The sequence below is a fragment of the Actinomadura sp. 7K507 genome, from assembly GCF_004348425.1.
Classification (GTDB): Bacteria; Actinomycetota; Actinomycetes; order Streptosporangiales; family Streptosporangiaceae; genus Spirillospora.
On record NZ_SMKK01000252.1, the window covers coordinates 1 to 13,323 of the forward strand.

At 72.8% G+C, this 13,323-nt stretch carries 11 protein-coding genes and 1 pseudogene; 4 read left to right on the plus strand and 8 right to left on the minus strand.

The genetic code is table 11. From position 1 onward, the window contains the following. The 3 genes and pseudogenes from E1285_RS46010 to E1285_RS37440 form a co-directional block, all read left to right on the plus strand. A pseudogene (locus tag E1285_RS46010) lies at positions 1-642 on the plus strand (serine/threonine protein kinase); the annotation flags it as partial. Continuing rightward, positions 642-2,342, plus strand: a complete 1,701-nt coding sequence (locus E1285_RS47870; protein ID WP_243723320.1) for a serine/threonine-protein kinase — start codon at positions 642-644, stop codon at positions 2,340-2,342. The pseudogene E1285_RS46010 and the gene E1285_RS47870, both read left to right, overlap by 1 nt. 19 nt (positions 2,343-2,361) lie before the next feature. Next, complete coding sequence (locus tag E1285_RS37440; protein WP_132159336.1) at positions 2,362-3,831, plus strand: serine/threonine-protein kinase; 1,470 nt, start codon at positions 2,362-2,364, stop codon at positions 3,829-3,831. Here E1285_RS37440 and E1285_RS37445 read toward each other — a convergent pair. The 5 genes from E1285_RS37445 to E1285_RS37465 form a co-directional block, all read right to left on the minus strand. Then, positions 3,817-4,428 (minus strand): response regulator, encoded by a 612-nt coding sequence (locus E1285_RS37445; RefSeq protein ID WP_132159337.1) that lies wholly within the window; start codon positions 4,426-4,428, stop codon positions 3,817-3,819. The two genes, E1285_RS37440 and E1285_RS37445, sit on opposite strands and share 15 nt — an antisense overlap. Before the next feature lie 89 nt (positions 4,429-4,517). Further along, complete coding sequence (locus E1285_RS37450; protein WP_132159338.1) at positions 4,518-5,183, minus strand: response regulator transcription factor; 666 nt, start codon at positions 5,181-5,183, stop codon at positions 4,518-4,520. A gap of 41 nt (positions 5,184-5,224) precedes the next feature. Continuing rightward, complete coding sequence (locus E1285_RS37455) at positions 5,225-6,547, minus strand: sensor histidine kinase (RefSeq protein WP_132159339.1); 1,323 nt, start codon at positions 6,545-6,547, stop codon at positions 5,225-5,227. 93 nt (positions 6,548-6,640) lie between these two features. Continuing rightward, the gene (locus E1285_RS37460) at positions 6,641-7,288 is read right to left on the minus strand and encodes a response regulator transcription factor (protein WP_132159340.1); all 648 of its coding nucleotides are present in this window, start codon (positions 7,286-7,288) and stop codon (positions 6,641-6,643) included. Continuing rightward, complete coding sequence (locus E1285_RS37465; protein WP_132159341.1) at positions 7,285-8,064, minus strand: ATP-binding protein; 780 nt, start codon at positions 8,062-8,064, stop codon at positions 7,285-7,287. The genes E1285_RS37460 and E1285_RS37465 overlap by 4 nt, the downstream gene beginning before the upstream one ends. Positions 8,065-8,381: 317 nt before the next feature. Between E1285_RS37465 and E1285_RS37470 the strand changes: the two genes are divergently transcribed. Then, the gene (locus tag E1285_RS37470; protein ID WP_207947109.1) at positions 8,382-9,938 is read left to right on the plus strand and encodes a Rieske 2Fe-2S domain-containing protein; all 1,557 of its coding nucleotides are present in this window, start codon (positions 8,382-8,384) and stop codon (positions 9,936-9,938) included. Between the two features lie 365 nt (positions 9,939-10,303). Here E1285_RS37470 and E1285_RS37475 read toward each other — a convergent pair whose 3' ends face one another. The 3 genes from E1285_RS37475 to E1285_RS37485 all read right to left on the minus strand — a co-directional run. Beyond that, the gene (locus E1285_RS37475) at positions 10,304-11,227 is read right to left on the minus strand and encodes a hypothetical protein (protein WP_132159343.1); all 924 of its coding nucleotides are present in this window, start codon (positions 11,225-11,227) and stop codon (positions 10,304-10,306) included. A 22-nt stretch (positions 11,228-11,249) separates the two neighbouring features. Next, positions 11,250-11,990 carry a sugar transferase gene (locus E1285_RS37480; RefSeq protein ID WP_132159344.1) on the minus strand — a complete coding sequence of 247 codons (741 nt, stop codon included), beginning with the start codon at positions 11,988-11,990 and terminating at the stop codon, positions 11,250-11,252. Between the two features lie 2 nt (positions 11,991-11,992). Continuing rightward, positions 11,993-13,323 (minus strand): lipopolysaccharide biosynthesis protein (locus tag E1285_RS37485; protein WP_132159345.1); only part of this gene is annotated, 1,331 nt, incomplete at its 5' end.

The following is a 13,323-nucleotide window of genomic DNA, read 5'->3' on the forward strand; positions in this document are numbered from 1 at the left end:
GTGCTGATCATCGCCGCGATCGTGCTGCTCCTCGTCGTGGTCATCGCGAGCATCGCGTTCGCGGGCAACGGCGACGGCGAGAAGACGGCGGGCAAGGAGAGCGCCACGGCCCCGGCGACCGGCACCGGCCCGTCCGCCCCCGCGACCTCCCCCGAGCCGAGCGCCTCGCCGAGCGCGGGGCTCCCCGCCGGCTTCCGGACGCACGACGACCCCAGCGGCTACTCCGTGCCCGTCCCGAAGGGCTGGAGCGGGCCGGAACGCAAGAACGGCGGCGAGTTCTTCTACTCGCCCGACCGGAAGATCTACTTCCAGATCGACCAGACCGACGACCCCGGCGACAGCGCGATCGACGACTGGCGGCGGCAGGAGCGCGGAGGCTCCGGCTGGCCCGGCTACCGGCTGATCGATATCAGGCCGACCGGCGACCAGCCGCCCGTCCCCGACACCGGCGACGGCGACGACTCCGCGGACTGGGAGTTCACCTTCGACGGCGACGGCGGCCGCCAGCACATCCTCAACCGCGGGTTCGTGACGGACGGGCACGGTTACGCCATCCTGCTCCGGGCCCCCGACAAGGAATGGGACAAGGTGTTCTCCGACCTCCAGCCGGTCTACGAGTTCTTCGAGCCGGCGGACGACTGATGGAGGGCCGTGTCCTCGCCGGTCGGTACCGGCTCGAGTCAGTGGTGGGACGCGGCGGGATGGGCACGGTCTGGCGCGCCCGCGACGAGACCCTCGACCGGGACGTCGCCGTCAAGGAGGTCGTGCTGCCCTCGGGGCTGAACGACGACGAGCGCGACAACCGGCACCGCCGGACGCTGCGCGAGGCCCGCGCCTCGGCCCGGCTGAACCATCCGGGCGTCGTGACCGTACACGACGTCGTGGACGAGGACGGCCGGCCCTGGATCGTCATGGAGCTGGTCCGGGCCCGATCTCTCCAGGAGATCGTGGAAGAGGACGGGCCGCTCCCGCCCGGCCGCGTCGCCGCGATCGGGCGGCAGATCGCGGGCGCGCTGCGCGCCGCGCACGCGACCGGCATCCTGCACCGGGACGTCAAGCCCGCCAACGTGCTCGTCGCGGACGACGACCGGGCCGTCCTCACCGACTTCGGCATCGCGCAGCTGGCGGGGGACGCGACGCTCACCGGCACCGGCCTGCTCATGGGGTCGCCGGCGTACATGTCGCCGGAGCGGGTGAACGGCGACCCGGCGGTCCCCGCCTCCGACCTGTGGGCCCTCGGCGCCACCCTGTACGCCGCGACCGAGGGGCGGGCGCCGCACCACCGCAGCGACGCGATGGCCGTCCTGGCCGCCGTGATGACGCAGGACGTCCCGCCGCCCGCGAACGCGGGGCCGCTGGCACCCGTCCTCACCGGCCTGCTGGAACGCGACCCGTCGCGGCGGATGACCGGCGACCGGGCCGAGGAGGCCCTGAAGGCGATCGCGTCCGGCCACGCCGCGGACCTGGCCGCCGCGCCGTCGGGAGCCGCGCCGTCGGGAGCCGGGCAGGCAGGCGCCGGTACCACGCAGGCCGCGCCGTTCCCCCACCCGCCGGGTCTCGCGCCGGGGGGCCCGGTCCCGCCGCCGGGCCACGGGATGACGGGCCGGTACCCGCCTGGGACGGGCGGGCCGTGGCCGCCCGGGGACGCGCAGGCCACCGCGTCCGGAGCGGGGCGGAAACGCTCGGTCGTGCCGCCGATCATCGCCGGGGTGGTCGTGGCGACGGCGGTCCTGGCCGTCGCCGGGTTCGTGCTGTGGCCGGACGGCTCTCCCGGCGGCGGAACCGCCGCGTCCCAGCAGCCGCCCACCCGGTCCACGCCGGTCAACCAGGACACCACCACAGCGCCCGCCACGCCCGCCACGCCCACCACGTCTGCCACGTCCGGAACCCCGGGCAGGACTCCCCTCCCGGGCGGCCTCGTCCAGGCGAGGGGCTCCGGATTCTCGATCGGGGTCCCGCCGGGGTGGCGGCGTTCCGTGCAGGGCGCGAGCGTCATCTGGACGGACCCCGCGAGCAGCGCGTACATCCAGGTCGACCAGACGCCCTGGTCGGGCGACCCGTACGAGCACTGGCTGGAGTGGGAGCGGCAGGCCGTCGCCGACGGGAAGCTGAAGAACTTCGACCGGATCTCGCTCACCCGCACCAGCGTCGCCGGCGTGCCCGCCGCCGACATCGAGTTCACCTGGTCCCGCGACGGCGTCACCAGGGCGCGCGACCGCGGGGTGATCGTCGATGGCCGGCCGTACGCCGTGGTGGTCGCGGTTCCCGCCGCCCAGTGGAACGAGAACGAGGCACTCGTGAAGAATGTGCTCGACACGTTCCGTCCCTCCGGGGTGGGATGACCTAGGGGGCCCTCGATCCATGGCAAAGGCACGTCTGCTCGGTAACCGCTACCGGCTCGACTCGGTGGTCGGCCAGGGCGGCATGGGCACCGTGTGGCGCGCCTTCGACGTCATGCTCGACCGGGAGGTCGCGGTCAAGGAGGTCGTGCTCCCGCCGGGCCTCAACGACTCCGAGCGCGCCGTGCTGTACGAGCGGACGTTCCGGGAGGCGAGGGCTTCGGCGCGGCTGAACCACTCCGGGGTGGTGACCGTCCACGACGTGGTGGAGGAGTCGGACCGGCCCTGGATCGTGATGGAGCTCGTCCTCGCCCCGTCCTTGCAGGACCTGCTCGACCGGGGGCCGATGGAGCACCGCCGGGTCGCCGACATCGGGCTGCAGATGCTCGGCGCGCTCCAGCACGCCCACGAGAAGGGCATCCTGCACCGCGACGTCAAGCCCAGCAACGTGCTGATCACCGATGCCGGGCGGGTCGTGCTCACCGACTTCGGCATCGCCCAGGTGGAGGGCGACTCCACCCTCACGCAGACGGGCCTGGTCATGGGCTCGCCCGCCTACATTCCGCCGGAGCGGGCGCAGGGCGAGCGCGCGGTGCCGGCGTCCGACCTGTGGGCGCTGGGCGCGACGCTGTACGCGGCCGTGGAGGGCCGCTCCCCCTACGAGCGGTCGGACGCGATGTCGTCGCTGCAGGCCGCGCTGACCGAACCGGTGCCCCCGGCGCGCAACGCGGGGCCGCTCGGGCGGGTGCTGGACGGGCTGCTCGCGCGCGAGCCGAGGAGCCGGATGACGGCGGCGCAGGCGCATCCGCTGCTCATCCGGGTGGCGGCCCTGCCCGTGCCCCAGGCACCGCCGCGCCCGCCCGTCGCGCGGGCCGACGAGACGGTCACCGACGATCCGCCCGGCCTTCACCAGCCCGGCGGCCGGGCCGGCGACGCGTCGGAGACCGTCCTTGACCCGGACGATCTGGACCCGGTCACCCGCCGCGACCCGGGGCAGGACCCGGAGCCCGTCACGCGCCGCGACCCCGGCCCGTTCGGCGGCTCCGCCCACCACCCGGGGCAGGGCCGCGATCAGGGCCACAACCAGGGAAGGGAACAGAACGGCTCGTCCTACGCGCCGCCGCCGCGCCCCGGTCGCGACCAGGAGGCGCGGACGTTCCTGGAGACCGAGTGGGCGCCGCCGCCCTCGCAGGGGTCGTCCCTGGGGCCCTCGCAGGGGCCCTCGCAGGGGCAGAGTCTTCCTCCGCACACGCCTCCGCCCTGGGAGCAGCCGCACCAGTACACGAACTGGCAGCAGCCTCCGCCGCCCGTCCACGACCGTGCGGACGGCCGCGTGGAACGCCGCAGGACGCTCCTGATCGTCACGATCGCGGTGATCCTCGTCGTTGCGGCGGTGCTGGCGGGCGCGTTCATCCTGCGCGGCAAGCTCCAGGCGAACTCGGCCGCCCAGGCGTCCCCGATCGGCGCCCCGGCGCGGTCAGCTGCCGGCTGACAGGGCGTCCAGGGCGAGGCGCAGGTCGGCGACGTGGTCGTCCAGGTCGCCCGCCGGTTCCCCGGAGCGGATCCGGGCCGCGTCCTCCTCGACCCGCTGGAGGCGCTCGTCGAGGACGGACAGGAACCGGTCGCAGCCCGTCAGCACGCCGCCCTCGTCGCCCTCGGTGAGGGACTGCCGCAGCAGCTTCGCCTGCCGCTGGAGCTGCAGGTTGCGGCGGTGCAGGTCGACGAACACCGAGACCTTGGCGCGCAGCAGCCACGGGTCGAACGGCTTGGTGAGGTAGTCCGCCGCGCCGGCCGAGTAGCCGCGGAACGCCTGCTCGCCGGACTCGCCGCCCGCGGTGAGGAAGATGATCGGGATGTCGCGGGTGCGGGGACGGGACTTGATGTGGCCCGCTGTCTCGAACCCGTCCATCTCCGGCATCACGACGTCGAGCAGGATCAGCGCGAAGTCGTCGTTCAGCAGCTCCTTGAGCGCCGCCTGACCGGAGGTCACCGGCACCACGTCCACCGGGAGGGCGTCGAGGACGGCCGCGAGGGCGGTCAGGTTCTCCTCGCGGTCATCGACGGCCAGGATCCTCGTGTCGTTCGGCACCGGACTCCTTCGCGTCCATGGCGGCTGTGCCGTCCACCCTGTCACGACCCGGCGGACGACGACAGTGAAACGGCCCGCAGTAAGAATATCTAGGGCAGCCAACCCGGTTTGACCAGCCCGGACTCGTAGGCGAGCACGACCAGCTGCGCGCGGTCGCGGGCATTGAGCTTCACCATCGTCCGGCTGACGTGGGTCTTGGCGGTCGCCGGGCTCACCACCAGCCGCGCCGCGATCTCCTCGTTCGACAGGCCCTCGCCGACCAGCGCCATGACCTCCCGCTCCCGCTCGGTCAGCGCGTTCAGCCGCGGCGACGGCGCCGGTTCCTTGGCCCGCGCGGCGAACTCGGCGATCAGCCGCCGGGTCACGCTCGGCGACAGCAGGGCGTCCCCGTCGGCGACGGCGCGCACGGCGTGGACCAGCTCGACCGGCTCGGTGTCCTTGACCAGGAACCCGCTCGCGCCGCCGCGCAGCGCCTCGAACACGTACTCGTCCAGCTCGAACGTGGTCAGGATCACGATCTTGACGCCGTCGAGCCGGTCGTCCGCGGCGATCCGCCGGGTGGCCTCCAGCCCGTCCAGGCCGGGCATGCGGATGTCCATCAGGATGACGTCGGGACGCAGCCGGCGGGCCTGCGCCACGGCCTCCTCGCCGTCGCTCGCCTCCCCGACGACCTCGATGTCGGACTGCGCGTCCAGCAGCGCCCGGAACCCGGCCCGGACCAGCACCTGGTCGTCGGCCAGCATGACCTTGATCATTGAGCCGTCTCCATCCGGCGTTCCACCTGAGACCCGCATGTTCAGCCCTTCCGAGCCTCGGTCACGTCCGGCTCCTCGGTCAGGGGGAGGCGCGCCCGCACCCGGAACCCGCCGCCGGGTCGCGGCCCGGCGTCGAACGCGCCGCCGAGCGCCGCCGCCCGCTCCCGCATGCCCCGGATCCCGCTGCCGCCCGTGTGGTCGTCCAGGAGGGACACCCCCTGGCCGTCGTCCTCGACCCGCACCACGATCTCGTGCTCACCGTAGGCGATGTGGACCCGCGCCGTCACCGGGCCGGGCCCGGCATGGCGGGTCACGTTCGTGAGCGACTCCTGGACGATGCGGAACGCGGCGAGGTCGGTGCCCGCGTGCAGCGGGCGGCGGTCCCCGGTGATCTCGACCTCGACGTGCAGGCCGGCCGAGCGAGCCCGTGCCGCGAGGTCCTCCAGCCGGTCGAGACCGGCGGTGGGGGTGCGCGGCGCGGTCTCGCCCTGCGCCCGCAGCGCGCCGATCACCCCGCGCATCTCGGTGAGCGCGTCCTTGCTGGCCTCCTTGATCGCGGCCAGCGCCGTCCGGGCCTGCTCGGGGTTCTCGTCGAGCAGGTGCAGCGCCACCCCGGCCTGGACGTTGATCATCGAGATGTTGTGGGCGAGGACGTCGTGCAGTTCCCGCGCCATCCGCAGCCGCTCCTCGCTGGCCTGGCGGCGTTCCTCCTCGGCGCGGATGCGGGCCGTCTCGGCGGCGCGCTGCCCGCGCATCCGGACCAGCTCGGCGGTGACGAGCACCAGCAGCGCCCACCCGGTCACGAACGTCGCCCCGAGGCCGGTGGGCTCCTCCACCGGGAACGCCCCGCCCGACCCGCGCTCCTCCACCGGGACGCCGATCACGGCGGTCACGGCGAAGTAGGCGGCCAGGCCGATGCCCGTCCCGGCCCAGGTGACCAGCCGGTGCCCGGCGACGATCGCCGCCACCATCGCGACGACCATGGAGAGGACGAACGGGCCGTAGGTGTAGGCGCGCAGCAGGTACAGGACCGTCACGGCCCCTACCGCGCCCAGCGTGAACACCGGGTGCCGGCGGCGCAGCAGGAGCAGCGCCGGGCCGGCCAGGAGGAGGCCGACGCCGAGGGGGTCCAGATCGGTGTGGCCGATGGCGGCCGCGCCGTCGCCCTCGGCCCACGGAGGGCCGCCGGACCCGCCGTGCCCCGTGTTTCCCTGCCCCGTCCCGCCGTGCCCCGTGTTGCCCTGCGCGCCGAACGACCCGACGACCTGGAAGAACGCGAGGAACGCCGGGACGGCCCACACCGGCCACCGGCCGGGGCGCGGCCAGTGCGGCCGGACCGGACCGTGCGGCGGTGAGATGCTCATGACTGCACGCTAAGTCATCGGCATCCGGATCAACGTCGGCTGGGAGGAGTGTGCTCCTCTACTCCCCGGGAGGTATCCCGTGCGGGCCGCCGCTCACCCGGCGAGCCACTCACCGGTCTCCACGCTGACCAGGCCGTGCCGGGCCGCCTCGATCACCGCCTCCCGCTGCGAATGCACGCCGAGCTTGCTCAGCACGCTCTGCACGTGGCTCCGCGCGGTGCTGCGCGTCACCCCCATCGCCTTCGCCAGCGCCTGCGTCGACTCGCCGCGCACCAGGCGGGTCAGGACCTCGCGCTCGCGCGGCGTCAGGAACCGCGCGAACTGCTGGGCCTGGCTGCGCGGGCGCGACGGTCCCCGCCGGGTCACCTGGTCGGCGACGACCTCGCCGTCGGCCACCCGGCGCAGTACCCGCAGGACGTCGCCGGCCTGCTGGCCCTTGTGCGCGAACCCGCGCACGCCCGCCGCGACCCCGGCCTCCAGCACCTGCTGCTCAAGGAACCCGGACAGGACGACGAAGTCGGTCCGGGGGGACGCGGCGCGCAGCCTCGGCATCCAGTCGAGCGCCGTGCCCGACGGGAACCGCAGGTCGATCAGGCCGACGTCGGGCTGCCTGGCCCGCAGCAGGGGCAGTGCCTCCGCGGGGGAGTAGGTCACGCCGACGACGCTGTGCCCGGCGTCCGTCAGCACCAGCGACAGCGACTCGGCGAAGACCGCGTGGTCATCGCAGATGATCATTCTCATGGGTGCGGCCGCCAGTCGTCGGCGAGCGGGTCCGCGGCCGGCTCGGCCGCGTCCGGGGGCGGCGCCGCCGGCAGCCGCATCCGCACCCGGGCCCCGCCCATCTCGCAGGTGCGGATCTCCAGGCTGCCGCCGTAGCCGGAGATGAGGTCGTGGACGATGCCCAGCCCGAGCGACGCGAGCCCCCCGCGCCGCGGGGTGTGCCCGGACTCCGGCCGGCCCTGGGGCCCGCCGCCGTCCGCGCCGAACCCGGGCCCGTCGTCGTCGACCTGGATGACGACCCAGCCCTGGTCCGCCCCGACCCGCACGTCCACGCGCCTCTGCGCGACGCGGCACGCGTTGTCGAGGACGTTGCGGACCGCGCGCCAGAGCGCGACCGGGTCCATGTGGGCCCACGCCTCGCCGCCGGTGAAACACACCTCCAGCGGGGTGGCGAGACGCATCCCGGTGACGACCTCGGTGGTGAGGTCGTCCACGCGGATGCGCTCCGGGCAGGGCAGCGGCCGGTCGTCGTCCTCGTCCGGGCCGTCGTCCTCGTCGAGGCGCCGCAGCAGGTGGTCCAGCCAGCGGGTCTCGCCGAGGAGCTGCTCGACGCGGGCGCGGCTGGTGTCGCCGACGTCCTCCGCGACCACGACCGCCGAGGCGAGCATGATGATCGTGCCGAGTTCGTGCCGGATGTCGTGCCGGAGCCGCCGCCGCCAGAGTAAGCGCTCCCCCCGTCCGGCGCCCGGCTCGCCGTAGGGTCCGGGCGTCGGCGGGACCGCCGCGAGTGTCCCCACACCCGCGGGAGCGTCCTCCGGGGACGACCGAGACCGCCCGTTGTTCATGAGAACCCCCGTCCGTATTCCAGCACCGCCTTAAACGGTCACCCCGCGGACCTGTGCGTGTCCAGTCAATTGACCGCAACAGACCCGTGCATGTCCAGAAGTGGACATACCCTTGAGCAGCGTAAACTTCGTCCATTGTCGGAGCGTCTCAAGCTGGATAGTCAGTTCACGCCCTGATGCCCTCTACGCCTTTCTTTCATGCCGACGGCGTAGCCGCTTTGCGCATTCCTGCGGGTGCACCGGCGGGCCCGGGGAGAGACAGTCTCCACATGCCGACGGTCACATTTATCGGACATGCGGGGGTGGCGGTGGACGCGACCGCGTTCCACCTGCTGGCAGACCCGTGGCTCGACCCATCGGGGGCCTTTCTCGGAGCCTGGCACCAGTATCCGAGAAACGATCACCTCGACGTCGCCGCGTTGCTGGACGCCGACTGGGTCGCCGTCTCGCACGAACATCTAGATCACTTCGATCCCTGGGTCATCGACCGGCTTCCGGCACGGACCCGAATCCTCATTCCGCGCTATCCGGGACCGGCGTTCCGGGAACGGATGCTCGCCGCCGCCGGCGGCCGCCAGGTAATCGAGTTGACGGCGTGGGAGAAATTTCCGCTGGACAATCGGGGATCCTGGATCACCGCGATTCCGGAACTCTCGCCGATGTGTCATGACGCCGCTTTTCTCATCGTGGCCGACGGCCGGGGTCTCCTGCACTGCAACGACGCCCGCCTCACCGCGGCGCAGGCCCGCCGTGCGAAGCACCTGGCGGGCGGGCGGCTCGACCTCATGGCGCTGCAGACGTCCGGCGCTTCCTGGCACCCGATCTGCTACGAGTACCCGTCCGCGGAGATGGCCAGGGTCTCCATGGACAAGCGCGTGTCCAAGCTCCGCGCCGCGCAGCGCCTCGTCCGGCAGACCGCGCCGGAGCTCGCCGTCCCGTTCGCAGGCCCGCCCTGCTTCCTGGACGCGGAGGTCGGCCACCTCAACTGGGTCCTCGACCAGCGCGACGGCGCGTTCTGCGACCCCGACGTCTCCACCGCGTGGCTGCGCGAACACCTCCCGCGGCAGCGCTGGGACTACTTCAAGCCCGGTGACACCCTCGACCTCGACACCGGCGAATGCACCCGCGACCCGGTCTCGGCCGCGTTCTCCTTCGCCGACTCCGCCGAGTACCTCGACCGCTACGCCGCCGACCGCGCCTCCGCCATCGCGGAGGTGGTCGCGACCCACCCCGAGCCCGGCCCCGACCTCTACGAGCGTTTCGCCGCCCACTTCGAGTACCTGGGCGGCCTCAGCGACTACTTCCTCCGCCAGATCGCCATGGTCGTCCGGTTCGAGGTCACCGGCCCGAACGGCGGCGTCTGGGACGTGGACTTCAGGCCGGACGGGCTCACCGTCTCCAAGGCCTCACCGGACGTGCGCCCCCACTACCGGATCACCGCCGCGGGCCGCTGGGTGAACGGCATCCTCGCCGGCCGGCTGGCCTGGGAGGACCTGCTCATCTCGTTCCGCGTCAGCCTCTACCGCGACCCCGACGTCTACAACGACTACCTCGTCGGCCTCCTCAAACACGCCAACGCGCCCGCGCTGATGGCCGTCGAGGCCTACGAGACCGAACGCGACGAGAGCGAACGCATCACCGTCGAATCCGGCGGCGTCCGCTACGACATCCCCCGCTACTGCCCCCACGCAGGCGAGGACCTCTCCGTAGGCGCCGTCGTCCGCGACGGCCGGATCCACTGCCTGGCCCACAACTTCGCCTTCGACCTGTCCACCGGCGAATGCGTCAACGCGAGAGCCGCCAACCTGACCAGTGAACGCTGCTGATCCTTCGCCCTCGGCATCCGTTCACTTGCGGCGTGTCGGTGTTTCGGGACGTCCCAAACCGCCGGCACGCCGCAACTTATGGCGGCGGTGGGCCGGCGGCCGGGCGTCGAATGGGTTGTAACAATGTGGATACGCGGTGTGTCCGGGTTCGGGGTCAGAGATCATGATGTGTTACGGTTTTGCCTGTTCAAGTGGGGGTTTTAAGGGGTGCGCGGGGTGGACCGCAAGAGGCTTGCTCTTATGGCAGTCGGGTTCGTATTGGTCGTCGGTCTGATGGAAGTCATGGCTCTGAAGCTCGGGTCCATGGAGGTTCCGTTCCCGTCCGGAAACGAGCAGCCGACCGTTGCCGAGAGGCAGAGCCGGAACTAGCCCCCGTTGCGGGCTTTCATGATGCTTTGCAGGTCGGGATGGTCACCGCCGACCGCGTCCGCGAGGGTGGGGCAGGCCCATTCGTCCTGGCGGCCCCAGGAGTAGGAGATCTCCAGCGGGGGACGCGGTGCGAGGCGGTCCCAGCGGGCGAGGATCTCGCGGAACTGGGCCCGGGTGGGCAGCCAGTACTGCTTGTCGCCGTCGGAGCAGCTCTGCCCGAACGTCTGCAGGACGGGCGCGATCCTGTCGCGGGGGACACCGGCGGCGTCGGCCATGTTGACCATCCGGTCGATCGCCCCGATGTCGCAGCGCTCGCGGGCCTCCGCAGAGCCCTCGCAGGGGTAGGGGTCCAGGCCGAACAGGTCGACGCCGACGCGTTCGGGGGCCAGGGGCTCCATCGGGAAGTCGGTCAGCGAGATGTAGGAGATCTGACCGGGGGCGTTCCGCTCGACGTACTCGGCGCGCCGCCGGATCTCCCCGGCGATCTCCGGGCAGTCGCCGGCGTTCGGCTCGTCCGACAGGTACCAGCCGTACACGCGCGGGTCGCGTCCGAACTCGTGGACGGCGCGCTTGAACGCGTCCAGGTCGAGGTCGAAGTCCTCGCAGTGGAAGTTGCCGACCCACAGGAGCGCCTGCATTCCCGGGGGGACGCCGGCGACCTGGGACGCGTCGGGCCTGACGTCCACGAGGTCGTAGCCGAGCGCCCGCAGCCGCGGGTAGTCGGAGGGCTCGGTGTTCAGCGCGATGCGGCGTGTCGCGCCCGGTTTCGTCGTGGGCGTGCCGGGCGAGGCGAGCGGCCCCCGGTACGGCCCGTCGCCGGCCGGGTCCCCGCGCAGGGTGAGAACGAGCAGGAGACCGGCGGCCAGCGTGACCGCCGCGGCGATGGCCGTGAACCTGAACCGGACGCTCCGGACGTGCATGCGGTCCTTCCCCGGCGTGCCGCTAGGCGGCGGAGCCGCGCTCCTCGGCGGGATGAGCGGTATCGGGCGGCGCCTCTTCCGTCACCTTCCCATCCGACGACACCCGCAGTGGCGGGACGCTGAATCCCAGGACGTACCAGATGGTCTGGGCCAGCGTCCGCAGCGTCGCGCGCATCGACGGGTCGCTCAGATACACCGCGTCGACCGCGGCCTGCGCCGGGGCGAGCCGCTCCACGTAGAAGGCGAGGTCGACCTCCTCGCCGGGTGGGAGCACGTCGGAGTCCCGGAACCTGACCTGGGACATGCCCGTCATCCCCGGCCGGTGATCGAAGATCCACCGCCAGCGCGCTTGGTAGTACTCGGCGAGGTCGTAGGTCTCCGGACGCGGCCCGACGAGCGTCATGTCGCCGCGCAGCACGTTCATGAGCTGCGGTAACTCGTCCAGGTACCAGCGGCGCAGCAGCCGGCCGAGCGGGGTGACGCGCGGGTCGCTGGTCGCGGTGACCTTCATGCCGCCGACGTTCTGCCGCATCGTCCGGAACTTGTAGATGGTGAACGGCCGGCCGCCCTGCCCGACCCGGGTCTGCCGGAAGATCCCCGGGCCCCGGCCGGTCAGCCGCACCAGCAGGTAGATGAGCACCAGCGGGACGGAGAACAGCAGCAGCCCGGCGAGCGCCCCGGCGATGTCGAGCGCCCGCCGGCCGCGCGAGGGCGGGATGCCGTCGGACGGGTCGACGGGACGAGCGATGAGGTCCTCGGACATGATCACCCCTTGTTCCTGACGTGCTGGAACCAGGCCAGCAGAGCCACGGTGGTGGCGATGAAGGAGACGGACGTCGCGACCGCGGCGCCCTCCGCGCCGTGCGCCGGGATCAGGACGAGGCCGAGCACGACGACGACCAGCAGGCCGATGCCCTGGCCGGTGGAGGCGGCGCCAGGCCGCCCGACCCCGTACAGGTAGGCCATGATGAGGCCCGTCACACCGAACGTGACGACGCCGGCGAGCCGGATGTAGGTGGGCACGACCGCCTCGTCGAACACGTCGCCGAACACCCACGGCAGCGCCGTCCCGGCGATGAGCGCGAGCGGCAGCGCGGCGAGCACGGAGACGCCGAGCGCCGGCAGGATGAGGGCCGCGGTGCGGCGCGCGGCGCTGCGCTTGTCCTCGCGCGCGAAGTCGGGATACAGGACGTAGTTCACGGCGAGGCCGGGCAGTTGCACCAGCTCCGCGAACTTGCTGGCGACCGTGTAGACGCCCAGCACCTTCGGCCCGGCGAGCGCGCCGAGCAGCGCCATGTCGAAGCGGAGCTGGAGGAGGTCGATGAGCTGGCCGACGTAGCCCCGGAACCCGTACCCGGCGATCGACCTGCCGAGCCGCGCGTCCGGGCGTCCCCAGCCGCGGAAGAACCCGCGCCGCCGCAGCCGCCGCGCGATCCACGCGGCGGCGGCGATGTCGGCGAGCACGAGCCCGAGGACGAGCGCGCCCGGCCCGTGCCAGGCCACCAGGATCGCGACGTAGATCGGCAGGAACACGAACTCTTCGACGGCGATGGCGAGGCTCGCGCCGTGCGGGTCGTCCGTCCCCTGGAGGAACCCCTTCCCGACGGACACGAACCCCTGCGTGAACGCCGGGACGGCCGCGGCGAGCGTCACCCAGACGCCGAACGACTTGAAGAACACGAGGAAGAGCAGCGGGCTCAGCGCGAGCCAGCTCAGGCCCCCCAGGACCGCCCCGACCACGGTCAGCATGGCGAGGGTCGGCCGCACCCGGCTCTGGTCGCGGTCCCGCGCCAGGAAGAAGGGTGCGGCGGCCGGCAGCCCCGCGTTCGACAGGTGGCACAGCAGGCCGGGCAGGATCCGGACGAGCGTGAAAGCCCCGACCAGCTCCGGCCCGCCGACCCGCGCGACGAGGACCGTCGCGAGCCCCAGCGAAGCCAGTGCCCCCACCCGCGCGGCCATGTTCCCGGCGACCAGCGAGACGAGCCGCTTGCGGACCGCCTTCATCGCGTCGCCCTTGCCGTCGGGCGGCACGGGGTCGGACGGCGGCGGGTCGGACGGCGCGGGGTCCGGCGGTGGAGGGCCCGGTGGTGGAGGGG

Excerpts from the sequence above, each read along its gene's own strand:
- E1285_RS47870 (WP_243723320.1), top strand. The coding sequence starts at position 642 with ATGGAGGGCCGTGTCCTCGCCGGTCGGTACCGGCTCGAGTCAGTGGTG.
- E1285_RS37440 (WP_132159336.1), top strand. The coding sequence starts at position 2,362 with ATGGCAAAGGCACGTCTGCTCGGTAACCGCTACCGGCTCGACTCGGTG.
- E1285_RS37450 (WP_132159338.1), bottom strand. The coding sequence starts at position 5,183 with ATGATCAAGGTCATGCTGGCCGACGACCAGGTGCTGGTCCGGGCCGGG.
- E1285_RS37455 (WP_132159339.1), bottom strand. The coding sequence starts at position 6,547 with ATGAGCATCTCACCGCCGCACGGTCCGGTCCGGCCGCACTGGCCGCGC.
- E1285_RS37460 (WP_132159340.1), bottom strand. The coding sequence starts at position 7,288 with ATGAGAATGATCATCTGCGATGACCACGCGGTCTTCGCCGAGTCGCTG.
- E1285_RS37470 (WP_207947109.1), top strand. The coding sequence starts at position 8,382 with ATGCCGACGGTCACATTTATCGGACATGCGGGGGTGGCGGTGGACGCG.
- E1285_RS37475 (WP_132159343.1), bottom strand. The coding sequence starts at position 11,227 with ATGCACGTCCGGAGCGTCCGGTTCAGGTTCACGGCCATCGCCGCGGCG.
- E1285_RS37480 (WP_132159344.1), bottom strand. The coding sequence starts at position 11,990 with ATGTCCGAGGACCTCATCGCTCGTCCCGTCGACCCGTCCGACGGCATC.